Here is a 24602-nt window from a genome sequence, read left to right on the forward strand (position 1 = left end):
CGCGCTACGGCACGGACGGCGGCGCGGCCCGAGTTTACGTAAGCGGCTCCAACTTCTTTGCCGCCTTATGACCTCCACTCCTATTCCTGCACCCCTGCGCAACCCGTCCTGGCTGCCCAAGCTGCTGCTCGTCGGTTACCTACTACTGTTCACCGCCCTGGCCTTTACGCCCTACAGCCGCGCCACCTGGGTGGTCGAAAACCTGCCCATCGTGCTCATCGTGGTGGCCCTGGTGGTGCTGTACCGCCGGGGCGTGCAGTTCTCGAACACCAGCTACCTGCTGATGAGCGTGCTGCTGTACATGCACACCATCGGCGGCTACTACACCTTCGAGCGGGTACCCTTCGACTGGTTTAATGACTTCTTCGGCTTCAAGCGCAACATGTACGACCGGGTGGCGCACTTTTCGGTGGGCTTCTACGCCTACCCACTCATCGAGTACACCGACGCCCGCGGCCTGATTCGCAGCCGCTTCCTCTCCTACCTGCTGCCGCTGTGCGTTATCGGCACGGTGGCCATGAGCTACGAAATCATCGAGTGGGTGTACGCGGCCACCGCCGGCGGCGCCTCGGGCGCGGAGTTCCTGGGCAGCCAGGGCGACATCTGGGACGCGCAGAAGGATATGCTGGCCGATACCAGCGGGGCAGTGGCGGCGTTGCTGCTCTACGCCGTGACGAACAAGCGGCAGCGCACCGACGGCTAATCCGAACCGCTTTACTTGCCGTGCGCCAGTCGCAGTACCCGGCCGTCTTTGGCATCAAGAATTACTTCGAATGCCCCGCCAACGTGGCCTACTGGCAAGGAGCCGGTAACAACCCAATATCCGTCGATCAGTGCCACCTGGTAGGGCTTCTGTCGCCTGATTTGTTTGTCGCCGTAGATGTCAAAGGTCAGCGCCTCCGCCACCGCTACGGCCGTAGTTGAATCCGGAATAACCGGCCTAACCAATACACGCCTTTCAACCGGCTCTTTCAGAGTTTCCTTCAGCAGTTCCTTTAGCTGCGCGTGGGTGCTGCGCAAGTGTTGTTGCCCGCAAGCGGAAGCACTGAGCAGGAGCAGACCAGAAAGACAGATCAGAAGGCGCATCGTACTGCCGGCTAGAAATGAAGTTGATTGCTGTTTAGCCGGCCCGGCATAAAACAAGTGGTGCCCCGACTTTAGCGTCGGGGCACCACTCGTTAGAACGTGGCCGACTCGGAGTCCCGATGCTGGCGGATGTCCTGCAGAATCTGCTCCCCGCCGCGGCTGAGTACGGCTTCGGCCACGCGCACGCCCAGGGCCTCGGCGTCGTCGGCATCGTGGGTTTCTTGGATTTCCTCCACAAACTGCTGCCCGTCGAGGCTGATGAGGCCGCCGTGCAGCTGCAGGGCACCTTCGTCGGTGAAAGTGGCCAGGGCGAAGCTGGGAATGCTGCAGCCGCCTTCCATGGTGCGCAGGTAGGCCCGCTCGGCCCGCAGGCAGGTATGGGCATCCGGGTCATCGAGCAGGTTGCGCAAAGCCAGCTTACGCGGGAGGTCCAGGTTCTTGGCGCACTCGATGGCCACCGAGCCCTGCCCGGCGGCGGGAATAAACTGCGTTTCGGGCAGCACGCGCACGATGAGCGAGTCGTACTCCATGCGGTGCACGCCGGCAAAGGCCAGCACCAAGGCGTCGTACTGACCTTCTTCGAGCTTGCGCAGGCGCGTCTGCAGGTTGCCGCGGGCCTCCGCCGTAATGGCGTGCGGGTAGTAGCGCTTCAGCATGGCCCGGCGGCGGGTGCTGCTGGTGCCCAGCACGATATCGGGCCGGTCGAGGGAGAAGCCGGGGTCGAAGCTGATGATGACGTCGTTGACTTTTTCGCGCGGCATGAAGGCCAGCAGCTCCAAATCGTCGGGAATGGAGCTTTGCACGTCCTTGGCGCTGTGCACGGCAATGTCGATGTGGCCGGTGCGCAGGCTTTCCTCCAGCTCCTCCGTAAACACGCCCTTCGCCCCGATTTTGTCCAGGGAGCGGTCCAGCACCACGTCGCCCTTGGTGGTGATGATGACGATTTCAGTCTCAAGACCGGCGGCGTTGAGGGTATCGGCCACGTGGTTAGCCTGCCACAAAGCCAGCTTACTGCCGCGGGTACCGATGCGAATGGGAGAGGTCATAGGGACATTTAGTGAGTTGGTGATTTAGTGACTTAGTGACGGGCTGACTTGGAGAGGTAGCGAACAATCGAACGATGATTCACTAAATCACTAAGTCGCTGACTCACTAATTCACCGCTACGCGCAGCAGCTCGGCCACCTGCAGGGAAGTGTCGACGAAGGTGATGCGCGGGTGAGCATTGCGTTCAACGTGGAAGTGGGCCTCGTTGAGCACCTGGGCCAGACCTTCGGCGTTGTAGCGGTGCACGAAGGGGCTGAACTTGCTGATAAACGTCTGCTCCGAAGCCGGCAGGTGGGGCACCAGCTGCGCGTCGAGGCCGAACAGCAGCACCTTGCGCACCAGGCCCAGGGCATACTGCAGCAGCTCCTTCTGGTTTTCGCGGCCCAGCTTCTGAAACTTGTCGGCCTGGGTTACCATGTCGTCGAGCTTGCCTTGGCTGACGCGGAAGCAGGCCTGCATCCACTCCCGGAAGAAGGTGAAATAGTCGTTGTCGGGCGCGTCGCGGGCGGCCAGGGCGGCGCCGAGGTTGCCTTCGCTTACCAGCGCCAGCTGCCGGGCCTTGGCCTCGGGCACCTGGTAGTGGTCCACGAGGTACTGGGTGAGGTCCGGCTCGCGGAAGCGCGGCACTGGCACCACCTGCACCCGGCTCACGATGGTGGGCAGCAGCTTGTCGGGCTGCTGGCTGACGAGCAGGAATACCGTGGCGGGCGGCGGCTCTTCCAGCAGCTTGAGCACGGCGTTGGCGGCGGCCGGGTGCATCAGCTCGGGCAGCCAGATAACCACCACCTTAAACGGCGCCTCAAACGCCTTCAACGACACCAGCTTGAGCAGCTGCACCGCCTCGTCCTTCGAGATGCTGCCCTGCTTGTTGTCGGCCCCGATGTGCTGCATCCAGTCATTTAGCCCCTGGTACAGGCCCCCATCGGCCAGCACAAACGTGCGCCACTCCCCCACGAACTTGTGGCTGAGCGCGTCCTTGCTGACGGCCTTGGTGGTTGTCACGGGCAGGATGAAGTTTAGGTCGGGGTGCACCAGCCGGTCGATTTTGCGGCAGTTCGGGCACTCCCCGCAGGAATCCTCGGGCTGGCGGTTTTCGCAGTTCAGGTAAGCTGCGTAGGCCAGGGCCAAGGCCAGCGCCCCCGAGCCCTCGGCCCCGCGAAACAGCTGCGCGTGCGCCACATGCTGCCGCCGCACCGCCTGCCGCAGCACCTGCTTTACCTCCTGAAGTCCCGGAATGTCGGCGAAACGCATCGGATGAATGTTAAGAGCTGGCGCCGGTTTAGTCGCGCAGCGACATAACCGGTGCCCAAAATAAAGCAGGTTTCCAACCTGCGTCGAACGTGGTGGCCGCGGGCCGGACCAAGCCGCCCGGGCGCCGGACGCAGGCTGAAAGCCTGCTTGATAGCGGGCACCGGTCACGCTGGCTCCGCCAGCTAAACCGGCGCCAGCCGGAACAGCCTCAGCACCGAAACGCGAAGCCCAGCTTCGCGCCAGCCGCTACAGCAGCACCTTGCCCAGCAGCAGCCGCACGCCCAGCGTCAGGGCCACGATGAGCACTGCGCCCGCGAAACGCACCGCCTGCGGCCGGCCCGACTTCAGCCAGCGCAGCAGCAGCCACAGCCCCAGGCCCGTCGTCGCCAGGGAGGCGGCGCCCAGCACCACGGAGCGCAGCGCGTCCATTACCGCGCCGGTGGCCAGGAACATGGTGGCGAAGATGGCCACGGCAAAGTCCAGGCCCTGCAGGCCGGAGGTCGGCTCGTCGGTTGGCTTCACGGCTTACAGCTCAATGGTGGTATTGGTGTCGGCGCTGCCCGGGCTGGTCCGCTCCCACACCCGGTCCTTGGTGGTCAGCTCAAACACCTTCTCCATGATGCCGCGTTCCACCTCGTCGTAGGGCAGCCCCCGGCGGGCCATGACGCGCTCATTCACCTCGGCCACCTTGCCCAGGCGGAACGTCTCGAAGCCGGCGGCCCCGCCCCAGCTGAACGAGGGAATGAAATTGCGCGGGAAGCCGGCCCCGAACACGTTGGCCGCCACGCCCACCACCGTGCCGGTGTTGAACATGGTGTTGATGCCGCACTTGCTATGGTCGCCCATCATCAGCCCGCAGAACTGCTGCCCGGTATTCACGAAGCGGCCCGCGGCGTGGCTCCAGATTTTCACCGGGGCGTAGTTGTTCTTCAGGTTCGAGGTGTTGGTGTCGGCCCCGAGGTTGCACCATTCGCCGATAACCGAGTTGCCCAGGTAGCCGTCGTGGCCCTTGTTGGAGTAGCCCAGCAGGATGGAGTTGCCCACTTCGCCGCCCACCTTGCAGTGCGGGCCCACGGTGTTGTCGCCGCGCATTTTGGCGCCGGCGTTGATGTGCGAGCCTTCGCAGAGCGCCAGCGGCCCCTTGATGATGGCGCCTTCGTGCACCTGGGCGTTTTTGCCGAGGTAAATCGGCCCGTCCTCGGCGTTGAGAATAGCCGCCCGAATCTTCACGCCCTCCTCGATAAAGATGTTTTCCGGCGCGTACACGATGGTGTGCGCATCGTTCACCGGCTGCGACTGGCGACCCTGGGTCAGCAGGGCGAAGTCGCGGCGGATTTCGGTGCCGTTGCGCAAGAACAGGTGCCAGGGCTGGCTGATAACCGTCACCGGCTCGGCCACCTGCCGGGTGGCCGCGAAGCCGTCCTGAATCAGCTCGGCCACTTTGCCGGCGTCGGCCAGGTAGGCGGCCACCAGCAGCTCTCCGTCGAACAGGGCCTCGCCGGGCTGCAGGGCCTGCACCTGCCGGGCCAGCAAATCGTCGGCGCACACGGCCCCGTTGATAACCAGCGCGGGGCCTTCGGCCGGGGCCGCCGGGAATTTGGCCTGTAGGTAGGGTTCCGTCAGGTAATGTACGTCTTGCCCGAGCCGGTGCTGCCACTTTTCGGCCAGCGTGAGGATGCCGCAGCGCAGCGCCGCCACGGGCCGGGTGAAGGTGAACGGGAGCAGGTTGGGCCGGATGGCGGGGTCGTCGAAGAGCAGGATGGTCATGGTAGTGCTTGGTGCTTAGGAATTCGTGCTTAGGGGCCGACGCCTCCCGGCACAACACGCTCGGCTGATGCTCAACCGGAATACGGGGGCAAAGGTCGGGGTCTGCCGCGCAGCATGAAACCCCGGCCCTAAACAAAAACTCCCGCTGACTCGGGGCCAGCGGGAGTGTTGCAGTCGTTGAACATACCAAGCACCAACAACTAGGCGCTTGGCACTGCCAATTACTTGTTCTTCTTGTAGCGGTTCATGAACTTCTCCACGCGGCCGGCGGTGTCGAGCAGCACGTTCTTACCCGTGTAGAAGGGGTGCGACTGGCTGCTAACTTCCACCTTGATGACGGGGTAGGTTTTGCCGTCCTCCATCGTGATGGTCTCGTTCGACGTCATGGTCGAGCGGGTGATGAATTTGAAGTCGCTGGTGGTGTCCTGGAACACTACTTCGCGGTACTCGGGGTGGATGTCCTTTTTCATGGCGCTGATGCGTGAAGTCCTGGTAGGCCCCGCCGATTTTGCGGAAGGGGCAGCAAAGGTAAGGCCTTGAGGCTAAAAAGAAAAGCCCGCCGGATTTTTTCCGGCTTAATAGAAACTTTACCTTCCGAAATTGACTGAAAAAGTTATTTTTGGTCCCGGTCTGGCCCACCCCGACCGTTTCCCCCGCCCGTTCCCCCTCTTGCCGCCGTATGTCTCGTCGGTTTATCTTACCGCTCATTCTCATGCTCTTGCTGGCCGCTACGGCCGCCTGGGCCGTCACGCTCACGGTGTTCCAGTCCACGCTGGAAGGCTCCTCGGTGCGCGTAGAGTGGGAAGTGCTGAACGAAAGCGGGCTGACGGGCTTCGAGCTGTACCGCAAAAGCGCCACCGACGCCAGCTTTAGCCGCGTCAGCACCGTGGCGCCCAGCGGGCAGCGCCGCTACCAGTACCTCGACGCCAACCTGTACCGCGGCACCAACGGCACGAACGGCACCTCCGCCACCAACACCGGCCCCTACGTGTACCGGCTCATCGTCAAGTCCACCGGCGGCGACATGAGCTATACCACCGTGCTCAGCCAGACGCCCAGCGCCGTCCAGCGCTCCTGGGGCAGTATCAAATCGATGTTCCGATAGATGGCCGGATGGCTAAATTGTTAAATGGCTGATGGTTGAGCCCGGCTTACTCCCATCTGGCTACTGAACCGGAATGATTCCGGTTTTTTTGTGCCCGTTCCGCTCGGCTCAGGCCCCGTAGAACGACCAGCCATTTAGCTCCCCAACCATTTAACCATTCCCGCCAATGCGCCTCTGCTTTGCCTCCAACAATGCCCATAAGCTGGACGAAATCCGGCCCCTGCTCCCGCCCCACGTCGAGCTGCTGAGCTTGGCCGACATCGGCTGCCAGGAGGAGTTGCCCGAAACCCAGGACACGCTGGAAGGCAACGCCCTGCAGAAGGCGCGCTACGTGTGGGACAACTACGGCGTGTCCTGCTTCGCCGACGATACCGGCCTGGAAGTCACGGCCCTCAACGGGGCGCCGGGCGTGTACTCGGCCCGCTACGCCGGCCCCCAGCGCCTCTCGGCCGACAACGTGCAGAAGCTGCTGCAGGAGCTGGCTGGCAAGGAAGACCGCGCCGCCCGCTTCCGCACCGTCATTGCCCTGGTGTCGGGCGCAGCCGACCAGTGGACGTTTTCGGGCGAGGTGCAGGGCCACATCACCACCGAGCCCCGCGGCACCGGCGGCTTCGGCTACGACCCGGTGTTTGAGCCCGAAACCCTGGGCAAAACCTTCGCCGAAATGCCGCTGAGCGAGAAAAACGCGCTCAGCCACCGGGCCCGCGCCGTGGCCCAGCTGGCCACGTTTCTGCGCGAGCGGTACTCGGTGGAGTAGCCCCGCTGCGCCCACCCAGCCGCTTTCCTGCGCGGTGAGTGAGGCCGTACTAGCCGAAACCCTTACTTTTGCAAGGTTGGCCCTGCTGGTCGGGCCGCAGTCAGCATTCATGCAACAGCCTTTCATCGTTGGTATCACCGGCGGCAGCGCCTCCGGCAAAACGACCTTTCTGCGCCGGCTTCTGTCGGCCTTCCCGGAGCAGGATATCTGCCTGATTTCGCAGGACAACTACTACCACCCCCGCGAGGTGCAGCAGGTGGACTCGCAGGGCGTCACCAACTTCGATTTGCCCGGCAGCATCGACTCGGCCGCCTACGCCGCCGACGTGCTGCGCATCAGCCAGGGCCTCGAGGTGCGCCGCCCGGAGTACACCTTCAACAACCCCAACGCCCCGGTTAAGGAGCTGGTGTTCCGCCCCGCGCCCATCGTGGTGGTCGAAGGCATCTTCGTGTTCTACTTCGAGGAAGTGGCCAAGCTGCTCGATTTGAAGGTGTACATCGACGCGCGGGAGCACGTGAAAGTGCTGCGCCGCATCGTGCGCGACCGGGACGAGCGGGGCTACGACCTGGAGGACGTGCTTTACCGCTACACCCACCACGTGGCGCCGACTTACGAGAAGTACATCAAGCCCTTCAAGCACGACGCGGACATCATCATTCCCAACAACCGCCACTTCGACAAGGGCCTGGAAGTGCTCATTGCCTACCTGCAAAGCCGCATCGGTCAGCCGAAAAGCTAAGCGGGCCTTGCTACCGAAACCGCTGCGGCCGCTCCGGACTTCCGGGGCGGCCGCAGTGGTTTTGGGCCGATTCCGGCGGGCTCAGCCCTGGCGCCGGGCCGTCCACCAGCCGAAGCCGGCCAGCGTCAGCAGCAGGGCCAGCACGCCGTTGGCGTAGCGCCGGGTCTGGCGGGCGGCATCCATGTCCAGCAGCTTGTCGTCGGCGGCGGCCAGCTGCTGGGTGTAAAAGGGGTCGGTGCGCACGAAGGCCGTGACTTCCTGCGGGGGCGTCACGGCCGGGCCGGTCACGGCCAGCGTCAGCTCGGGGCGCAGGGTGTCGTAGCGGCCGAGGTCGGGGTTGAACACGGGCACCTGCAGCACCTCGCGCAGCCGCAGCGGCCCGGGCTGCCGCGGCACCAGGCGGTAGCGCAGCACCTTGCGGCCACTCACGCGGCCGTCGGCGCGGGTCAGCTCCTGCCGCACCTCGGGGCCGTACACCTCCAGCCCGGCGGGGGTGCGGACAGCGGGCGGCGGCAGGGCCGTCAGGTTGCCTTCGCCCTCCACCACCAGCGTGTAGGTGATGGTGTGCCCGGTGCGAAACTGCGTGCTGCCCACGCCTTCGCTCAGGCGGTAGCGGCCCACGGCGGGCAGGGTTTTCACCGAGTCGGGCAGCGCCGGCAGCGGGCGCACCTGCACGGCGCGGGCCCGGCTGAGGTAGGTTTTGTAGCCCTCCAGGCGGTTGTCGAGGCCGGGCTCGGGGCGCTTGGCCACCCGGTACTTTTTCATCTGCAGGGCCAGCGCCGGGAAGGTCAGCGGCTTGGTGCTGAGCGGGTAGTACACCGCCTCGTAGAGCTGGTAGCGCAGATACGGCTTGCCGCCGATACGCACCGAGTCGGGCCGGATGTCGGTTTCGTCGAAGGCTTCCTCCCAGGCCGAGGGCTGGCGCAGCTGCCGCAGCAAGGGCGGCAGCTGCTCGGCAAAGCGGTAAAAATCGAGCAGCCCCTGGTCGGACGGGGCCAGGTAGAAGTACAGGCCCACGTGCACCGGCTCGCCCACCCAGGCCACGGCCTTATCGGGCTCCAAGGACAGAAAGGCGTTGTCGCGGGGCTCCACGAACTCCTGGGGCTTGGGCTTGCCCAGCAGCTGGTCGAGCAGGCCGATACCCAGCGGCTGCTTGCTGGCCGGCGGGGCAGTGCCGGGCTGGGCCGCCGTGGCCGGCGCGGCCTGGGGCAGCACGCGCAGGGTAGCCCCGGCCGAGCGCAGCACCTGCCCGTTCACCGTCAGGCTGAAGGGCTTGAGCACAAATTCGCCCTCGGCAAAGGCGGCGTAGCGCTGCGTCAGCACCAGCTCCACGCTGCTGCGGCCCGCCACGGTGCGGGTAGTCGTGGTCGACGTCTTACCGCTTTTTTTGAAGCCTTCGATGTCGGGAAAGGCCGAGTACTTATCCAGCGCCGCCCCGCGCAGGCGCAGGGCAATGGTAAAGTACTCGTTGATGGGGAAGCTGCTCCGGCCCAGCTCCAGATCGGCCTGCTGCCCGGCGGGCGCGGCGGCGGCCGGGGGCGCGGCGGGTGTCTGGGCCCGCCCGGCGCGGGGCGCGGCCCCGCTCAAGAGCAGGCACAGCTGGCCAATCAAAAAAAAATAGCGCCACGGCATACCCTCAAAACTACGCAAAACCGGGGGCAAAACATGCTCGGCAGCACTGCCAGGCGGGTTTGGCGAATTTCTTCTTCAATATTAAAAACCTAACATATAAACAAATCTTTTCGCGAAAAAAATCCACGGCTGAGCTAGGCGCGTAGGTGCATCAAATTCCTCCCCCATCCCTGGTTCAATGTTTTCCCGGCAGAGCCCTATCCGGCACTGCGCAGGACCGCTTTGTGCCTGAGGTTTCGTTCAACCCCCATTCATTCATAACCCCTATGACCTCACGCAACCAAACCCCTGCCCCCGCAGAGGCCGGCCTGGGCAGCCAGCTGCAGAAGCCCGTTGACCGCCGCCTGTTTTTGCGCTACACCGGCCTGACGGCCGCCGCCGCGGGCCTCTTCCTGGCCGGCTGCGACGACGATGAAAACAACAACACAACGACCGTCAGCTTGGGCTCCGGCGACGTGGGTGTGCTGAACTACGCCTACGCCCTCGAGCAGCTGGAAGCAGCTTTCTACGCGCAGGTAATTGCTAACCCTAGCTTCGCCACCGCCTTTACCAGCGCCGACGAGCGGGCCGCCCTCACGGCCATTGCCAAGCACGAGGCCATTCACCGCGACTTTTTCAAGGCCGCCATTACGGCCGCCGCGCCCACTCAGATTATCGGGGGGTTGACGCCCAACTTCAGCACCGTCAACTTCGCCAGCCGCGACTCGGTGCTGCAGACGGCCAAGACGTTTGAGGATTTGGGCGTAGCTGCCTACAACGGGGCTGGTCAGCTGATTCAGAACCCGACTTACCTGACCATAGCCGGTAAAATCGTGTCGGTGGAAGCCCGCCACGCCGCTTACATCCGCGACTTGCTCAGTAACGGCTCGTTTGCCGACAGCACCACGGTGGACGCCAACGGCCTCGACAAGGCCATGACGGTAGCCCAGGTACTCAGCGCCGCCCAGCCGTTCATCACCGAGCGCGTCAACGGCGACAACGTTGGCAAGTAAGCTTTTCTCTCAACCAGACCCGCACCCGTATTATGAACCTGTTTCAGATAATTTCCGAAATTGAAAAGGTGGACCCGGAATTCACCGACCGCCTGACGCACCGCCGCAGCGCCCTTAGCCTGCTGGGCGACCTGGGCAAGAAAATGGCCCTGGCCGCCGCCCCGGTGGCTATCGGCTCGGCCTTCAACAAAGTAGTGGCCCAGAACAACCTCAGCACCGTCAACGACGTGCTGAACTACGCCCTGCTGCTGGAGCGCCTGGAGTACAGCTTCTACAACCAGGCGCTGTCGGCCGCCACGCTGTCGGCCAACCTGACCGGTGCCGCCCGCACGGCCGTGGAAACCATCCGCGCCCACGAGCTGGCCCACGTAAACCTGCTGACTGCCGCCCTGGGCTCGGCCGCCGCCCCGGCGCCGGCCAACGGCTTCAACTTCGGCACCGCCTTCGCCACCTACGCCTCTTTCCTCACCTTCGCCCAGGCGTTTGAGGACACCGGCGTGCGGGCTTACAAAGGCCAAGCCACCAAGATTCCGCGCACCCTGAACCCGACCGTGGGTGGCAATACGGTGAACCTGCTGACCGTCGCCCTGCAAATTCACTCGGTGGAGGCCCGCCACGCAGCCCACATCCGCTACATGCGACGTGGCGCTACGGCCGGCGGCCAGACCACCATCATGCCCTGGATTATCAACTCGGACGCCAACGGCGCTCCGGCGGCCGTGTACGGCGCCGGCAACCCGGCGGCGGACTTCCCGGCCGAAGGCAACCTGGTGCAAGCCGGCGTTACGCTGACCACCGGTCTGGGCACCACCTACACGGCCGATGAGGTCAGCGCCGCCTTCGACGAGCCGCTCGACAACACCACCGTCACTGCCATTGCCCGCTCGGCCGCTACCTTCTAAGCGCTGCCCGCCCGCAAGTATTCACGGCCAGCCCGCACCTGCGGGCTGGCCGTTGTGTTATAGCCCCGGTCGTGCAACCTATCCGCTACCGGCCGGCTCCTCTTTCGGAGGCTGCGCATTTGGTGCTGAGCGAGTACCTTTGCGGTTCAGGCCCGCGGCAATTCCCTGCCCGTAAGCTTTTTGTTTCTTCGTATGCCCGAGGCATCTTCCTCTTCTTCCCCGTCGACGCTTAACCGCCGCTCCTTCCTGGCCAGCGCCGGCGTAGCCACGGCTTCGCTGCTGGTGCTGGCCGCCTGCGAAGACGACAACCCCGCGCCGACCACCGACCCGTTTATTGCCCTGGCCGCCGGCGACCCGGGCGTGCTGTCGTACTTCTACCTGCTGGAGCGGTTTTCGGCCGAATTCTACAATAAAGTGCTGGCCGCGCCGCCCACCGACCTCACCGCCACCGATTTGGCCGTGCTGCGCGACTTGTACCGCCACGAGCTGGCGCACCGCGAAACCCTCAACCAGGTATTTTCCGCCAATGGCCTGACGCTCGACGTTAACCTGCCGGCTCTCGAGTTCAAGTACGACTCGTTTACGCTCACCACCCGGGCGGGCGTGCTCAGCGCGGCCCAGACCATCGAGGATATGGGCGTGGCGGCCCTGGCCGGCGCCGCCAAGCTGGTGGCCGACGCCAACTACCTGCAACTGGTGCTGAAGATAATGGCCGTGGAAGCCCGCCACGCCGCCGCCATCCGCGACCTGAACCAGGCCGGCTCCTTCGCCGGCGCCGATGTGGTTCCGCAGACGGGTACCGAAGCCGGCCTCAACCGCGTGCTCACGCCCACTGAGGTGCTGGCCGAATTCACCGCCAAATACAGCCCCATCAAGCTGCGGGCCGATAACCTGCCCACCAGCTAAGCAGCGCTTTCCTAGTCTACCTATGAGTTTGCTTTCTTTCCTTGAGCAGCTGGGCGCGGCCGACGCCTCTGCCGCGCCCACCGCCCGCCGCGGCGCCATGGCGCAGTTGGGCCGCACTGCCGCCGCCGCGCTGCCGGCCGTGCTGCTGACGGCCGCCACGGCCACCCCCGCCCTGGCCCAGCGCACCGGCACCGTGCTCGATGCCCTGCAGCTGGCCCTGCGCGTGGAGTGGTTGCAGGATGAGTTTTACGGCCAGGTGCTCGGGGCTACCGGCCTGGTACCAGCCGCCATTCAGCCCGACTTTACGCTGATTCGCGCCCAGCAGCGCCAGCATATTGCCCTGCTCGAAAGCTACATCCGCACTTCGGGCGGCATCGTGGAGACCCGCCCCCGCTACGACTTCACCGGTAGCCGCGGCGGCGCCAGCGCCACCCGCTTCCCCGACGTACTCACCAACACCGACACCATGCTGGCCGTGGCTCAGGCGCTGGAAGACCTGAGCACGCGCGTGTACACCGGTCAGGTGGCCCTGGTAGCCAGCAACAACGATTTGATGGACATGGTGGTGCGCATGTTTGCCGTGGAAGGCCGCCACGCCGCCCACCTGCGCCAGCTGCGGCGCCAGCGCGGGGCCACCGTCAAGCACTGGATCAGCGGCACCGACAACGGCGGCCCCCTGCCCCCGAACACCGCGGGCTTTTACGCCGGCGAAGACCGGGTGGAGCAGCGCGTGGGCGCCCTGATTGAGCGTAACGTGCCCTCGCTGCTGCCCGCCACCATCGGCCTGACCGAGGCCGACAAGCTGGCCGCCGCTACCGAGGCTTTCGATGAGCCCCTCACGGCCGCCGCGGCGGCAGCGCTTATTGGCCTGTTCGCGTTTTAACGCGGTTTTAAGGCCCTTTTCGCATCCCCGGCTGTTATATAGCAGTCGGGGATTTTATTTGTCGCCCCCCCTTGGATTTTACCCCCGTTCCGTTGTATCTTTCCCCTTACCGACGCAAAGCCACGAATGTTTGTTAGCCTTTTTGGTTTTTGCTCGTATAGGGATGCCGCGCCCCCAAGCATACGCAGTTTTTCTTCCCAAACTTCACCCTGGTACGACGATGCTGGAATACGTAAAAACCATTCTGCTCAAAGTCAGCTTCGACAAAATGCTGTTTGAGAAAGAGCTTCGCAAAGCCCTGCGCACCCTGGTGCCCGGCGAGGCCGGCCAACTCAAGGCCTGGTGTTACGCACAGTTTTCCAAGCTTTACCGCCGCGTGCTGAACCGCGTGTTCCGCCAGGTCAGCCTGGGGTAGAGCTACCTGCTATTCCGTATCCGACGCCGGCCCCTGGGCCGGCGTTTCTGTTGTATGGGGCTGGCCCGTCACAAAGGCAATGTTGCGGCGCAGCCCCGCGTAGCCAGTGCGCTTCACGGCCGAGTGCCGAAATAGCGTCTGGAACACCTCCTGCGTAATTTCCTCCCAGTCCGTCTCGCGCATATCCTTCAGGCCCGGGTGCGCCTGAAACTGCGCCTCCTGCGTGGGCTTGGCAAAGCGGTTCCAGGGGCATACGTCCTGGCAGATGTCGCAGCCAAAAATCCAGTTGCCGAACTGACCCTGCACCGAGGCGGGCAGCTGGTCTTTCAGCTCGATGGTGAAGTAGCTGATGCATTTGCTGCCATCCACCACGTAGGGCTCCGTAATGGCCTGGGTGGGGCAGGCGTCGAGGCAGCGGGTGCAGCTGCCGCAGTAGTCGCGGATGGGCCCGTCGCAGCTCAGCTCCACGTCTACTATCAGCTCGGCAATGAAGTAGAACGAGCCGGCGCCGGGCGTAATCAGGTTGGAATTCTTACCCACCCAGCCCAGGCCGCTCTTTTTGGCCCAGGCCTTGTCCAGCACCGGCGCCGAATCGACAAAGGCCCGGCCACCCACTTCGCCGATGTGCGCCTGCAGGTCCCACATCAGGTGCTTGAGCTTGTCCTTGATGACGTGGTGGTAGTCGCGGCCGTAGGCGTACTTGCTGACTTTGAGCGTATCGTCGGGCTGCTGGTCCTCGGGCGCGGGGTAATAGTTCAGCAGCAAGGAAATCACCGATTTGGCTCCGTCGACGAGGCGGCGCGGGTCCAGGCGCTTATCGAAGTGGTTTTCCATCCAGCGCATCTGGCCCTGCATGCCCTTGGCCAGCCACTGCTCCAGCCGCGGAGCCTCTTCCTCCAGAAACTCCGCCCGGGAAATGCCGCAGGCCATAAAGCCCAGCTCCGCCGCCCGGCGCTTGATAAAGGCGGTCCACTCGGCGCGGGTCAGGTCGGAGGCTAGCATGGGGCAAAGGTCGGAAGAATCCGGCGCGGGCGGCGTCGGAGCCGCGCCGCCGATTGCCGGCAGTGGCTTCTAACGCCCGTGCGGGCGGCCTCGGTTCCGGCTGCCGACGCGGGGGGCCAGGTTTCCTCAGCGGTATTCGAGAATGTCGCCCGGCTGGCAGTCCAGCGCCTTGCAGATGGCCTCCAGGGTGCTGAACCGTACGGCTTTGGCCTTGCCAGTCTTCAGAATGGAAAGGTTGGCCAGCGTCAGATCCACCTTTTCGGCCAGCTCGCTCAGGGACATTTTCCGCTGCGCCATGACCACGTCCAGATTTATAACTATCGGCATGGGCTAGACGGTCAAGTCGTTTTCAGCCTGCAAGTCGGCCCCACGCTGGTATATCTGCGCCACGAGGAAGATAATAGCGGCCAGAAACAGAAACTCCCCGCCCGACCAGACCGGTACGCCGCCGACGCCCCGGTGTAGCAGCCATTCGCCGTGGCTGCCGGCTACCAGCATTACCACCCCGGCCGTCAGCACCTCCCGGCTGATGCGCGTTATCAACGCGGCAATTTCCCCACTGAAGGGTGCCGCCAGGTCGAGCCGCTGCAGGATACGAATGACTTGGTAAGCCAGGTAGGCCTGCACCCCCAGAAAGTAAACCATAAAAGATACCACGGCGACATAGTGGTGCTGGCTAAACTGCTGTAGCTCCGCCATATCCAGCCCCATGTACATATTGTGAGCCGCCTCGGCGCTAACGAACAAACTCACAAAAAACGAAACCAGCACCGCCCCGACTTTGATGCACAGCCCGATGAACACAATCCAGAAGATGACATGCAGAGCGTTTAGAACGAAGGTTGCCTGTGGTTTCATGGCTGGGTGCTGACAAAGGTGAAACGAGTGAATGGTTTGGCGCTTTTGCCTTCGCAATTATCAATAAATATTTATTGATAAACAATAAATAATTTCCCCCTTTCGATAAACAGACTTTATCAACCCCTGGCAGCGCGTCCTCCTGAAAGCCAAAAAGCGCCTCCGAGCTGTTCGGAGGCGCTTTCTGGTTGTCGGGCTGCTGGGAGCCCTCTAGCCCTGCGTAAACAGGTCACCGGCCACGTTGCCGCGCAGGTGCTGGGGCAGCGGGCGGCCCAGGTGCGTGTAGGCCTGCTCGGTGGCTTCGCGGCCACGCGAGGTGCGCTTGATATAGCCCTCCTGAATCAGGAAGGGCTCGTACACTTCCTCGATGGTTTCGGCTTCCTCGCCGCAGGCGGTGGCAATGGTGGTGATGCCGACCGGCCCGCCCTTGAACTTGTCGATGATGGTCGACAGGATGCGCTTGTCCATGTCGTCGAGGCCTTGCGAGTCCACATCAAGGGCGCTGAGGGCAAACTGAGCAATGTCGCGGGTGATGGTGCCGGTGCCTTTGATCTGGGCAAAGTCGCGGGTGCGGCGCAGCAGGTTGTTGGCAATACGGGGCGTACCGCGCGAGCGGCGGGCAATTTCAAAGGCGGCATCCTCGTGAATGGGCGTACCCAGGATTTCGGCCGAGCGCTGCACGATGTCGGTCAGCAGCTTGGCGTCGTAGTACTCCAGGCGGGCCGAGATGCCGAAGCGGGCCCGTAGCGGCGCCGTGAGCATGCCCGAGCGCGTGGTGGCCCCGATGAGGGTGAAGGGCGACAGGGAAATCTGCACGGAGCGGGCATTGGGGCCCGAGTCGAGCATGATGTCGATGCGGTAGTCCTCCATGGCCGAGTACAGGTACTCCTCCACCACCGGGTTCAGGCGGTGAATCTCGTCGATGAAGAGCACATCGTGCGGGTCGAGGTTGGTGAGCAGGCCCGCCAGGTCGGAGGGCTTGTCGAGCACCGGACCAGAGGTCATCTTGATGCCCGAGCCCAGCTCGTTGGCAATGATGTGGGAGAGGGTGGTTTTGCCCAGGCCGGGAGGGCCGTGCAGCAGCACGTGGTCGAGGGCGTCGCCGCGCTGCTTGGCGGCGGCCACGAACACCTGCAGGTTGTCGACCACCTTGGCCTGGCCGGTGAAGTCGGCAAAGCTCAACGGGCGCAGGGCCTTGTCTATTTCCTTGTCGGTGGCGCTCATGTGGTCGGCACCACCGGTCAGATACGATTCGCGCATGGCCGGGTAAGACGTGTAGCGGTTGGTTTCAGTAGGTAAAGTAACACCAGTGGCCGGCAAATCGTCCCGCCTGCACAATATTTTTAGCCAGAATATCTTCCCAATCTCGCCGATAGGCTAAAATAATTAGCAATCAGCCTTCTCTTGGGCCTGATTCTGATTCAGAAAAATCTTGCTTACCTTATCTGCAGCTGGTGTTTTCATCGTTTTCCAAGCTTATGTCTGAACTCCCCGACGATTTTGCCGCGGCCGATGTGCTGCCCCCGGGTTTTTACGAAAAAGTCGGCCCGTTCCTGAGTTTCTGCGGCATGGGCTGCCTGCAGTTTTTCAGCCGCCCCAACGACCCGCTGCCCCAGGAAATTACCGAGCTGACCGGCCTGGACCTGGCCGGCTCGCGCATGATTACGGCCATCAACAGCAACGAAACACTGGCCCGGCAGCTGCTGGAGGAGCCCGAGCTGTTCTACGTGCACCTGCTGGTGGGCTGCCTGGTGCTGGAAGGGCCGCTGGCCGCGCCGGTGCTGCGCTTTCTGCAGCAGAACATGCAGCTCGACGCCGAGCAGACCGCCGCGCTGCAGGAGCACCTGCTGCCCTTCGGCACGACGTTCATGGAGCTGGTGGGCAAGTTTGCCGCCCAAGACAACGAGGACGCCCAGGAAGAGCTGCACCTGCTGCGCCTGCAGATTGAAGGCGCCTTTGCCCGCCTCACCGATACCCTGCAGGTGGTGGACCTGCCACCGGCTCCCGACGAAGCGGCTGCGGCGGACGACGAAGAGGAAGCAGACGAGTCGGAGGACGAAGAAGACGATTACGAAGACGAGGACGACGAGCCGATTTTTCAGGTCGGGTTCATCAAAGCTCAGCTGCAGATGCTGCACGTGTCGGTGATGCTGGTGCGGACAATGCCCAGCTTGTCGGAGCTGCCTTTTGCGCAGGCGGTGGGCCGCCTATCCAGCAAGGAGCCGGATAAGCTGGACGCCACCCTGGCCCTGCTGGAGGTGGCCAGCGAGGAGACGCCCACCCAGCTGTCGTGGAACAACGTGGCCGTGCTCTACCAAAGCAGCCAGGTGCTGGCCATGGCCCTGGTATCGAACGTGCTCGACACGCTGCACTGGGAGCTGTACGTGCAAAACCGCGCCGAGGGCCTGGAAGTACCGGAGAACCTGGCCGAAAACCTGGCGCGCAGTCAGGAAATCATCTGCTTGATGATTTCGGGCTTCGTGAAGTGCATTCAGGAGAACTTTGCCGAGGAGCCGCGGCTGGAAGAGCTACAGCAGGAGGTGACGGCGCTGGCCGACTTGCTCTAAGCCAGCCGGGCCGCTTCGCGCGGGGCCCGGGCGGCCTTGCGTATGCCGCGCGGGCCAGTGTTACTCGTGCAGCAGCACCTCGATGTTGAGGTAAAGCCAGTCGTCTTCCCACGACTTGTGGGTGAGGCGGGCCGTGATGCGCTTGCCCGCGTCGAGCAGGCGGGCTACGGTTTCGTTGCGGCCCTCGGGCAGGTAGCCCAGCCACACGGCGCCGGCTTCGGGCAGGGTGTGCACCTGCACGGCCCAGTCATCAAAGGTGCTGTCGGATTCGCGGCGCAGCTCCAGGGACTGATTCAGCTGCAGCTGGGGTTCGTGCTGGGCCAGGTTGTCGCGGTGCGAGGTGCCGGCGACGAGGCATTCGAGGATGACGAGCGGGGCGGCTTGGGGCATGGGGCGGAGGCTTACGGGCTGCAAAATAGCAATGTAGCCGGCTTCTTAGTCCAGGCCCAGGTCGTTGGTGATGCTGTCCTCGGGCCGGATTTCCCAAACAGCAACGCCGGCGCGCTCAGCCACGATGCCGACAACGATGCGCAGCACGTCGTAGGGTAGCGTGGCGTCGGGGCCGTGGTAGAAGCGCGCGTAGTTCAAGGACACGGTCCAGTCGACCAGGTCGCCCACCGTAGCCAGGCGCCAGTCGGGCCACCGCCCGGGCTCCGCCCGAAACAGCCGCCCCAGCCAGGAAGTAGCAGGCGGCCGGGGGTCGGTGAAGCTGGGCAGCTGCCAGCCGGTACGCGCGGCCAGCTGCGCCAGCACCGGATTCCAGTGGGCCGCGGCGGCGGGCAACACCTGCGCCAGCGGCACGGCGGTATCGGGCCGCTGGGCCAGGCGCAGGGCGGCTTGTAGCTCCCGCCGGATGGCGGCGTGGCAGCCGTGTCGGATGCGCGAGGGCGTGGTGGCGCCGCCGCCGCGCAGGCGGCATACGCCGTCGGCAATCTGCTGCACGGTGCCCATCTGCTCGGCTTCCGTATCGGGAATTTTGAAGGCGAAAAAGTCTTCGACGGCCGCAATCAGCTCGACGGTATCCAGGCTCATAGACGCGGGGCGGGTAAGGACAGAATCGGGAGGCCAACTTAGTGCGTAGTGCGCAGTGTACCTTCGCGGCCCGCTTTTCCCGCCCCTACTCCGATGTACAGCAAAACCGAAGCCGCCCAGCTGCGGCAGGCCTTCTGGACCGCTTTTGGCCAATACATGCAGCCCGTGCCCGGCGCCGAGGGCTTGCCCACCAACTGGGTCAACTACAAAACCGGCCTCAAGCACGTGTACTTCCGCCTGCACGCCGACAACCGCCGCGCCACCGTCAGCATCGACATCACCCACCCCGACGCGGGCCTGCGGGAACTGTTCTTCGCCCAGTTCGAGGAGTTGCGCCTGATGCTGGAGGAAACCAGCGGCGACGCCTGGATGTGGGAGGCCGAGGCCACCGACGAGTACGGCAAGCCCATCAGCCGGATTTACCAGGAGCTGGTGCCGGTGAATATGTTCAACCGCGACGACTGGCCCCGGCTGATTTCCTTTTTCAAGCCGCGCATCGTGGCGCTGGATGAGTTCTGGAGCACCGCTCAATACGCCTTCGACGAGCTACGCTGACACCGCCACGCTCCGGTAGTGCTATATTATTTCAACTTTATATATAATATTTATTATAATAATTTATATTTATCCACCAGCCACCTATGCTCACCTGGCCCTATGGACATCGTAACCAGCCTTTGCGTTGACGACGCGCGCCACCCTGCCTCTTACTACGACCAGCTGCAGGACGTGAATGCCGACGGCCGGCGCCGCACCTATTGGCAGTGCGTGATGGTGCTGTTTGGCACCTCCGTGCGCTGCAACCCCGAGGCGCGCCACCTGCTCTACACCAACGACCAGGCCCCGACGCGCTGGCAGGGCGTGGATTACCAGCAGCGGCTGCGCGACATCGGCGTGGAAGTGCGCCAGTTGCCCTTCGAGCAGTTTCAGCCGCCGGCCGGGGCCTCGCGCAAGTTTCGCAACGGCTTCTACAAGCTGGAGGTGCTGCGCGAGCTGGCCGCGCCCGCGGCCGGTGCCCACAGCCTGCTGCTCGACTCGGACTGCGTGTGGAGCCGGGCCGAGCCGCAGCTGGAACAGGCGCTGCGCCGCGGCCGGCTACTGCTGTTCGACATCAGCTCGGAGCCCGACACGAAAATCATCGACCTAAGCCGCCGCGACATGGGCCGGCTTTACCACCAGATTTTCCCCGACTACCCTACCGAAACGCCCTTGCACTTCGGCGGCGAGCTGGTGGGCGGCAGCCGGGCCTGCCTGGCGGAACTGCTGCGCGAGCTGGAAACCGTGTGGCAGCGCATCCTGACGCAATACCCCACCGAGCCGCCGCGCTTCTGCAACGGGGAAAGCGTGTACGACAACGACGAGTACGTGACCACGCTGGCCTACAACCGCTTGCCCGGCGGCTGGACCGACGCCAGCCCGTTTATCCGCCGTATCTGGACGGCCTTCCGCTACTCCGACGTGCGCCCTTCCGATTTGCAGCTGCCCATCTGGCACATGCCCGGCGAGAAGCTGCAGGGGCTGGCCGCCCTGAGCCGGCAGGTGCTGCAGCCCCACTCCGGCTTCTGGCAGGTGCCGCTGCCGGAATTCGGGCGTTACCTGGGCCGCTACCTGGGCGTGCCACACAACCCCTGGCAGCCGCAGCGCCTGCTGGCCCTGGCCCACCGCCTGCCCACGGCCCTGCAGCTCACCCGCCGCCTGCTCACGCAGTAGCGCTCGTCAGAAAATGGCCTTTAGGCGCACTGTGGCTTGATTTATGCACCCCGCGCAGCCGGCTCTGGTAGTTCAGAGCCGGCTTTGTCGTTTTCACCTTATTCCTCTCCTACCCATGCGCAACGCTATCTGCCTGCTAGGCCTGCTGCTAACCAGCGGCGCGGTCCTGGCCCAACAAGCCCCGGCCACTACCCGCTACCTCACGCTGGTGCGCGAGTCGCAGTACACACCGTCGGGGGGCACCTACCGCTCGTCCCTGACGGTTATCGGCCCCGACGGCAGCATCAAAACCGAGGAGTTCTGGGTCGACCGGGACCGGACCCCGAAGCAAGTCGTGCGGGCGTCCATTGTGCGGGCCCTGGCTGATTCGTCGAACTGGGTGACGCGCCGCAGCCGCTACGCCGAGAACCTGGTGTACCAGGCCGAAACCAACAAGCTCAACGAGCTGGGCGCCCAGGGCTGGCAGCTGGTCAACACCCTGCAGGAAGGCTTGGTGGTGCGCTACCTGTTCCGGCAAGATGCCCAGCCGCGGCAGTAACCCAGCCGGCTCAGTGGCAGCTGACGCCGGCCTCCAGCGCCTCGTCTTCCCGCCAGGTGGCTCCCATCTTACGGTACACGAACGTCTGCCAGCCGTCGTCGACGGCCACCGTCAGCACGGCGCGTCGATGGTCCGATGAGAAGAGCGGGCCGCTGATCTGGAACAGCTGGAGGCTGCCAAAGCGCCGCTGCAGGGAGTCGCCCACGGTGTAGTCGTACTGCTCGACGCCGTATTGCTGCCTCCTGCGGGCGCCCCCGCGGCGGTACAGGGCCGTAACCGTATCGGCAGACACCAGCACGACGCCGGGCTGCCGCAAGCGGTGCGGCGCCAGCCGCTGCCGGGCGCTCCGGGCCAGCTGCTGCCGCATGTACGTCAGGTCGGCGGGAGTGAACCGGTTGCGCCGCTGGGCCGGAGCGGGGCTGGCCAACGCATCGAGCACCCGGCCCAGCTGGGAAGCCACCCAGGCAGAATCAGGCCGGTCGAGCAGCAGCACGGGCAGCAGCTGGGCGGGCGGCTGCACCAGCTGGCCGCCGGGCCCCGGGCGCGCGGGCGGCAGCAGGGCCATCGGGCGCACGCGGGCCAGCACCGCGTCGGTTAGCTCGTAGCGCAGGCTTGCCGGCACCGTCTGGCCGAAAGCGGGCCGGCCCAAGAGCAGCGTTAGTACCCCCACGGCGCAGCACAAGCATCTCAAACGCATAAGCTTAATCCTTAACTACCATGAACAAAGCATTACTGGCCGCGGCGCTGCTGCTGACGGTTCTGGCCTGCTGGGCCTTCTACCCCAAGCCCGTCGACGAAACGGGCTACATGACCGTGACGCTCTACATCAACGGCAGCAGCCGCGGCGACTTGGTCGTTACGGCACCGGACGGCACCGTAACGGCGCAGGATTTGGGCCGACAGAAGTCTCTCACCCAGATGCGGGGCCTGCTGCTGGTAAAGGTAAACGAGCTGCGCCGCCAAGGCTGGCAGGTGGTGCAAATGGCGCCAAACCGCATCATCGGCACCTTCGCCTCCGGCACCGATACGTATTACGAGGACGTGTATCTGCTGGAAAAACGGTAGCATCCGGAGTCCGAAGCCGAAACGCGGCATACACTCTAGGCCGAGGCTTCGTACCAGCGGTGGCCGCAGTGGCGGCACTGCCGGGCCCGGGGCGTGCGGGCCAGCCGGCCGCAGCGCGGACAGTTGTTGAGCAGTTTGTCGCCGCCGTATTCCTGGTAGATGCGCCAGGCGGTGACCAGGAAAAAGGCATCAGCGCCGTTGGCCAGCCGGGCCAGCAGAGCTTCGTCGTGCACCAACAGGTTCCGCTCCGCCATCCACTGCTGCAAGTGCTGCCCATACTCGGGCCGGACCACCGCTGCTAGCTTTTCGGTGGCCATGAGGTGCTGCTGCAACTGCCGCTCCGTATCGGGTAGCCCTCGGCCAGGGAGTAGCCGATGCCCGGCTCCCCGAGCAGCGGCACGCCGGCTTCTTCCAGGGTGCGCAGGTCGCGGTAAATGGTGCGCACGCTCACCTCAAACTGCGCGGCCAGCGCCGCCCCGCTCACTTTGCGCTTGGCTTGCAGCTGGATCAGGATGGCCGTGACGCGGTCGAATCGGTTCATGTGGGTAGTGGCAGGTACGGGGCACCGGCCGCTGCTGCCAGGTCTGGCGCAGCCGACGGTAATGCGGTTGTGTTAAGCGCGGCCCGGCAGCTTCATCAGCTGGGCTTCTATATTACCGACCACATTTTCTTTTCGATCATGAAAAAGCTGATTCTCTTCGCGGCGCTGCTGCTGGTGGCCGCCGGCTCCTGGGCCTTTTATCCGAAAACGGCCGAGCCAGCGGGCTATATGATGCTTCGCAGCCAATTGATAGGAAACGGCTTCAGCTTTAAAGTTCTCCTCTCAGTGTACCCGGCTGATGGGCCGGTGCAAAACCAGGAAATTCCTGTTAAGCTAGGCACTACCGATAAGGCACTAGCAAGCGTGGAAATGCTGCGCACCACAGAGCTACGAAAGCTGAACGAATACCGGCAAGCGGGCTGGCATCTGGCCCAAGTCATGCAGTCGGGCACTGAAACCATTTATATTCTGGAAAAGTAACGGCAACAAAACGGCCGCTCCAAATGGAGCGGCCGTTTTGCGTTACAGTCAGGCCAAAGCTTATTTGAACGCCTGGATACCGGTAATATCCGCCCCGGTGATGAGCAGATGGATGTCGTGGGTGCCTTCGTAGGTGATGACCGACTCCAGGTTCATCATGTGGCGCATGATGGGGTACTCGCCGGTGATGCCCATGCCGCCGTGGATCTGGCGGGCTTCGCGGGCAATGTGCAGAGCAATTTCCACCGAGTTGCGCTTGGCCATCGAAATCTGGGCCGAAGTGGCTTTGCCGGCGTTTTTGAGCATCCCGAGGCGCCACACCATCAGCTGGGCCTTGGTAATTTCGGTAATCATTTCGGCCAGCTTCTTCTGCTGCAGCTGGAACGAGGCAATGGGCTTGCCGAACTGCTCCCGCTCCAGGGAGTACTTCAGGGCCGACTCGTAGCAATCAATAGCCACGCCGATGGCGCCCCAGGCAATGCCGTAGCGGGCCGAGTCGAGGCAGCCGAGCGGGCCTTTGAGGCCTTCCACGTTGGGCAGCAGGTTCTCTTTAGGCACCTTCACGTTGTCGAACACCAGCTCGCCGGTGATGCTGGCGCGCAGGCTCCACTTGTTGTGGATTTCGGGGGCGGTGAAGCCTTCCATGCCCTGCTCCACGATAACGCCGCGGATACGACCCTCGTCGTTCTTGGCCCACACCACGGCCACCTGGCTCTGGGGCGAATTGCTGATCCACAGCTTGGCGCCGTTGAGCAGGTAATAGTCGCCCATGTCCTTGATGGTGGTGGTCATGCCGCCGGGGTTCGAGCCGTGGTCGGGCTCGGTGAGGCCGAAGCATCCCAGCCACTCGCCGGAGGCCAGCTTGGGCAGATACTTCCGGCGCTGCTCCTCCGAGCCGTACTGGTAGATGGGGTACATCACCAGCGAGCCTTGCACCGAGGCGGTGGAGCGCATGCCGGAGTCGCCGCGCTCAATTTCCTGCATGATCAGGCCGTAGCTGATGTAGTCCAGCCCGCCGCCGCCGTACTCGGTGGGGATGGTGGGGCCGAAGGCGCCAACCTCGCCGAACTTGCGCACGATTTCGGAGGGGAAGTGCGCCTGCTGGGCCCACTTCTCGATGTTGGGGCTGATTTCCTTCTTGACAAAGTCGCGGATGCTCTGGCGGATGAGCTTGTGCTCCTCGGTGAGCAGCTCGTCGATGTCGTAGTAGTCGGTGAAGCCGGCGGCGTTCAGGGAGCCTTTGTTGCGCTGCACCTGGGCCTTGGGCGAGAGGACGTCGGTTTCGGAAGACATGCGTGGGAGTGAGTTGGGATGGGAAGCTCAAAGA

At 64.0% G+C, this 24602-nt stretch carries 32 protein-coding genes; 15 read left to right on the top strand and 17 right to left on the bottom strand.

Annotated elements, in window-relative coordinates; translation table 11 throughout:
* Nucleotides 1-67 precede the first annotated feature (67 nt).
* Nucleotides 68-703, top strand: a complete 636-nt coding sequence (locus EJV47_RS13745) for a DUF2238 domain-containing protein (protein ID WP_126693734.1) — start codon at nucleotides 68-70, stop codon at nucleotides 701-703.
* 11 nt (nucleotides 704-714) lie between these two features.
* Here the strand turns inward: EJV47_RS13745 and EJV47_RS13750 are convergent, their stop codons facing one another.
* The 6 genes from EJV47_RS13750 to EJV47_RS13775 form a co-directional block, all read right to left on the bottom strand.
* On the bottom strand, nucleotides 715-1086 hold the full coding sequence (locus tag EJV47_RS13750) for a YbbC/YhhH family protein (protein WP_126693735.1): 372 nt from the start codon (nucleotides 1084-1086) through the stop codon (nucleotides 715-717).
* A 92-nt stretch (nucleotides 1087-1178) separates the two neighbouring features.
* Nucleotides 1179-2132: a hydroxymethylbilane synthase gene (gene hemC / locus EJV47_RS13755; protein ID WP_126693736.1), complete on the bottom strand. Its 954-nt coding sequence runs from the start codon at nucleotides 2130-2132 to the stop codon at nucleotides 1179-1181.
* 106 nt (nucleotides 2133-2238) lie between these two features.
* Complete coding sequence (locus EJV47_RS13760; protein ID WP_126693737.1) at nucleotides 2239-3384, bottom strand: DNA polymerase III subunit; 1146 nt, start codon at nucleotides 3382-3384, stop codon at nucleotides 2239-2241.
* Between the two features lie 246 nt (nucleotides 3385-3630).
* Nucleotides 3631-3906 (bottom strand): hypothetical protein, encoded by a 276-nt coding sequence (locus tag EJV47_RS13765; RefSeq protein ID WP_126693738.1) that lies wholly within the window; start codon nucleotides 3904-3906, stop codon nucleotides 3631-3633.
* A gap of 3 nt (nucleotides 3907-3909) precedes the next feature.
* A complete protein-coding gene (locus tag EJV47_RS13770) occupies nucleotides 3910-5151 on the bottom strand; it encodes a GlmU family protein (RefSeq protein WP_126693739.1) in 1242 nt (413 codons plus the stop codon).
* A gap of 221 nt (nucleotides 5152-5372) precedes the next feature.
* A complete protein-coding gene (locus tag EJV47_RS13775) occupies nucleotides 5373-5621 on the bottom strand; it encodes a type B 50S ribosomal protein L31 (RefSeq protein ID WP_126693740.1) in 249 nt (82 codons plus the stop codon).
* Nucleotides 5622-5830: 209 nt separating this feature from the next.
* Between EJV47_RS13775 and EJV47_RS13780 the strand changes: the two genes are divergently transcribed.
* The 3 genes from EJV47_RS13780 (at nucleotide 5831) to EJV47_RS13790 (ending at nucleotide 7752) form a co-directional block, all read left to right on the top strand.
* Nucleotides 5831-6256 (top strand): hypothetical protein, encoded by a 426-nt coding sequence (locus tag EJV47_RS13780; protein ID WP_126693741.1) that lies wholly within the window; start codon nucleotides 5831-5833, stop codon nucleotides 6254-6256.
* A gap of 166 nt (nucleotides 6257-6422) precedes the next feature.
* Entirely contained in the window at nucleotides 6423-7013 is a 591-nt protein-coding gene (gene rdgB / locus EJV47_RS13785) for an RdgB/HAM1 family non-canonical purine NTP pyrophosphatase (protein ID WP_126693742.1), read from the top strand.
* Nucleotides 7014-7122: 109 nt separating this feature from the next.
* Complete coding sequence (locus tag EJV47_RS13790) at nucleotides 7123-7752, top strand: uridine kinase family protein (protein ID WP_126693743.1); 630 nt, start codon at nucleotides 7123-7125, stop codon at nucleotides 7750-7752.
* 81 nt (nucleotides 7753-7833) lie between these two features.
* Here the strand turns inward: EJV47_RS13790 and EJV47_RS13795 are convergent, their stop codons facing one another.
* Entirely contained in the window at nucleotides 7834-9363 is a 1530-nt protein-coding gene (locus EJV47_RS13795) for a BatD family protein (RefSeq protein WP_207895889.1), read from the bottom strand.
* A 287-nt stretch (nucleotides 9364-9650) separates the two neighbouring features.
* Here EJV47_RS13795 and EJV47_RS13800 point away from each other — a divergent pair, with 287 nt between their 5' ends.
* From EJV47_RS13800 to EJV47_RS13820, 5 genes are all read left to right on the top strand, one after another.
* Entirely contained in the window at nucleotides 9651-10376 is a 726-nt protein-coding gene (locus EJV47_RS13800; protein WP_126693745.1) for a ferritin-like domain-containing protein, read from the top strand.
* A 32-nt stretch (nucleotides 10377-10408) separates the two neighbouring features.
* Nucleotides 10409-11278: a ferritin-like domain-containing protein gene (locus EJV47_RS13805; RefSeq protein ID WP_126693746.1), complete on the top strand. Its 870-nt coding sequence runs from the start codon at nucleotides 10409-10411 to the stop codon at nucleotides 11276-11278.
* Between the two features lie 192 nt (nucleotides 11279-11470).
* Entirely contained in the window at nucleotides 11471-12184 is a 714-nt protein-coding gene (locus EJV47_RS13810; RefSeq protein ID WP_126693747.1) for a ferritin-like domain-containing protein, read from the top strand.
* Between the two features lie 22 nt (nucleotides 12185-12206).
* Nucleotides 12207-13067, top strand: coding sequence for a ferritin-like domain-containing protein (locus EJV47_RS13815; protein ID WP_165903759.1), 861 nt, complete (start codon nucleotides 12207-12209; stop codon nucleotides 13065-13067).
* 220 nt (nucleotides 13068-13287) lie between these two features.
* On the top strand, nucleotides 13288-13482 hold the full coding sequence (locus EJV47_RS13820; RefSeq protein WP_126693749.1) for a hypothetical protein: 195 nt from the start codon (nucleotides 13288-13290) through the stop codon (nucleotides 13480-13482).
* A 9-nt stretch (nucleotides 13483-13491) separates the two neighbouring features.
* On the opposite strand, the gene queG is transcribed toward EJV47_RS13820, so the two are convergent.
* From queG to ruvB, 4 genes are all read right to left on the bottom strand, one after another.
* Entirely contained in the window at nucleotides 13492-14484 is a 993-nt protein-coding gene (queG, locus tag EJV47_RS13825; protein WP_126693750.1) for a tRNA epoxyqueuosine(34) reductase QueG, read from the bottom strand.
* 126 nt (nucleotides 14485-14610) lie between these two features.
* Nucleotides 14611-14811 carry a helix-turn-helix domain-containing protein gene (locus tag EJV47_RS13830; protein WP_126693751.1) on the bottom strand — a complete coding sequence of 67 codons (201 nt, stop codon included), beginning with the start codon at nucleotides 14809-14811 and terminating at the stop codon, nucleotides 14611-14613.
* 3 nt (nucleotides 14812-14814) lie between these two features.
* Complete coding sequence (locus EJV47_RS13835) at nucleotides 14815-15342, bottom strand: DUF2975 domain-containing protein (protein WP_126693752.1); 528 nt, start codon at nucleotides 15340-15342, stop codon at nucleotides 14815-14817.
* A 210-nt stretch (nucleotides 15343-15552) separates the two neighbouring features.
* Nucleotides 15553-16602 carry a Holliday junction branch migration DNA helicase RuvB gene (ruvB, locus tag EJV47_RS13840; RefSeq protein WP_126693753.1) on the bottom strand — a complete coding sequence of 350 codons (1050 nt, stop codon included), beginning with the start codon at nucleotides 16600-16602 and terminating at the stop codon, nucleotides 15553-15555.
* Nucleotides 16603-16820: 218 nt separating this feature from the next.
* On the opposite strand from ruvB, the gene EJV47_RS13845 reads away from it, so the two are divergent.
* On the top strand, nucleotides 16821-17909 hold the full coding sequence (locus tag EJV47_RS13845; RefSeq protein ID WP_126693754.1) for a hypothetical protein: 1089 nt from the start codon (nucleotides 16821-16823) through the stop codon (nucleotides 17907-17909).
* Nucleotides 17910-17969: 60 nt separating this feature from the next.
* Here the strand turns inward: EJV47_RS13845 and EJV47_RS13850 are convergent, their stop codons facing one another.
* Nucleotides 17970-18299: an HIRAN domain-containing protein gene (locus tag EJV47_RS13850; RefSeq protein ID WP_126693755.1), complete on the bottom strand. Its 330-nt coding sequence runs from the start codon at nucleotides 18297-18299 to the stop codon at nucleotides 17970-17972.
* Nucleotides 18300-18344: 45 nt separating this feature from the next.
* Entirely contained in the window at nucleotides 18345-18941 is a 597-nt protein-coding gene (locus tag EJV47_RS29045; RefSeq protein ID WP_126693756.1) for an acyl carrier protein, read from the bottom strand.
* A 93-nt stretch (nucleotides 18942-19034) separates the two neighbouring features.
* Between EJV47_RS29045 and EJV47_RS13860 the strand changes: the two genes are divergently transcribed.
* From EJV47_RS13860 to EJV47_RS13870, 3 genes are all read left to right on the top strand, one after another.
* Nucleotides 19035-19496 (top strand): DUF4268 domain-containing protein, encoded by a 462-nt coding sequence (locus EJV47_RS13860; RefSeq protein WP_126693757.1) that lies wholly within the window; start codon nucleotides 19035-19037, stop codon nucleotides 19494-19496.
* Between the two features lie 102 nt (nucleotides 19497-19598).
* Nucleotides 19599-20651, top strand: coding sequence for a hypothetical protein (locus tag EJV47_RS13865; RefSeq protein ID WP_126693758.1), 1053 nt, complete (start codon nucleotides 19599-19601; stop codon nucleotides 20649-20651).
* A gap of 115 nt (nucleotides 20652-20766) precedes the next feature.
* Nucleotides 20767-21189, top strand: coding sequence for a hypothetical protein (locus EJV47_RS13870; RefSeq protein WP_126693759.1), 423 nt, complete (start codon nucleotides 20767-20769; stop codon nucleotides 21187-21189).
* Between the two features lie 10 nt (nucleotides 21190-21199).
* Here the strand turns inward: EJV47_RS13870 and EJV47_RS13875 are convergent, their stop codons facing one another.
* Nucleotides 21200-21838, bottom strand: coding sequence for a hypothetical protein (locus EJV47_RS13875; RefSeq protein WP_126693760.1), 639 nt, complete (start codon nucleotides 21836-21838; stop codon nucleotides 21200-21202).
* Nucleotides 21839-21906: 68 nt separating this feature from the next.
* On the opposite strand from EJV47_RS13875, the gene EJV47_RS13880 reads away from it, so the two are divergent.
* Nucleotides 21907-22254 carry a hypothetical protein gene (locus EJV47_RS13880; RefSeq protein WP_126693761.1) on the top strand — a complete coding sequence of 116 codons (348 nt, stop codon included), beginning with the start codon at nucleotides 21907-21909 and terminating at the stop codon, nucleotides 22252-22254.
* Between the two features lie 35 nt (nucleotides 22255-22289).
* On the opposite strand, the gene EJV47_RS13885 is transcribed toward EJV47_RS13880, so the two are convergent.
* The gene (locus EJV47_RS13885; protein ID WP_126693762.1) at nucleotides 22290-22571 is read right to left on the bottom strand and encodes a hypothetical protein; all 282 of its coding nucleotides are present in this window, start codon (nucleotides 22569-22571) and stop codon (nucleotides 22290-22292) included.
* On the bottom strand, nucleotides 22553-22795 hold the full coding sequence (locus EJV47_RS13890; RefSeq protein WP_126693763.1) for a helix-turn-helix transcriptional regulator: 243 nt from the start codon (nucleotides 22793-22795) through the stop codon (nucleotides 22553-22555). Before EJV47_RS13890 ends, EJV47_RS13885 begins: the two co-directional genes overlap by 19 nt.
* 138 nt (nucleotides 22796-22933) lie before the next feature.
* Here EJV47_RS13890 and EJV47_RS13895 point away from each other — a divergent pair, with 138 nt between their 5' ends.
* Nucleotides 22934-23275: a hypothetical protein gene (locus EJV47_RS13895; protein ID WP_126693764.1), complete on the top strand. Its 342-nt coding sequence runs from the start codon at nucleotides 22934-22936 to the stop codon at nucleotides 23273-23275.
* Nucleotides 23276-23335: 60 nt separating this feature from the next.
* Here EJV47_RS13895 and EJV47_RS13900 read toward each other — a convergent pair whose 3' ends face one another.
* Nucleotides 23336-24568 carry an acyl-CoA dehydrogenase family protein gene (locus EJV47_RS13900; RefSeq protein ID WP_243651154.1) on the bottom strand — a complete coding sequence of 411 codons (1233 nt, stop codon included), beginning with the start codon at nucleotides 24566-24568 and terminating at the stop codon, nucleotides 23336-23338.
* Nucleotides 24569-24602: the final 34 nt, after the last annotated feature.

Origin of the sequence: Hymenobacter gummosus, assembly GCF_003970915.1 — a bacterium.
Taxonomy (GTDB): Bacteria; Bacteroidota; Bacteroidia; order Cytophagales; family Hymenobacteraceae; genus Solirubrum; species Solirubrum gummosum.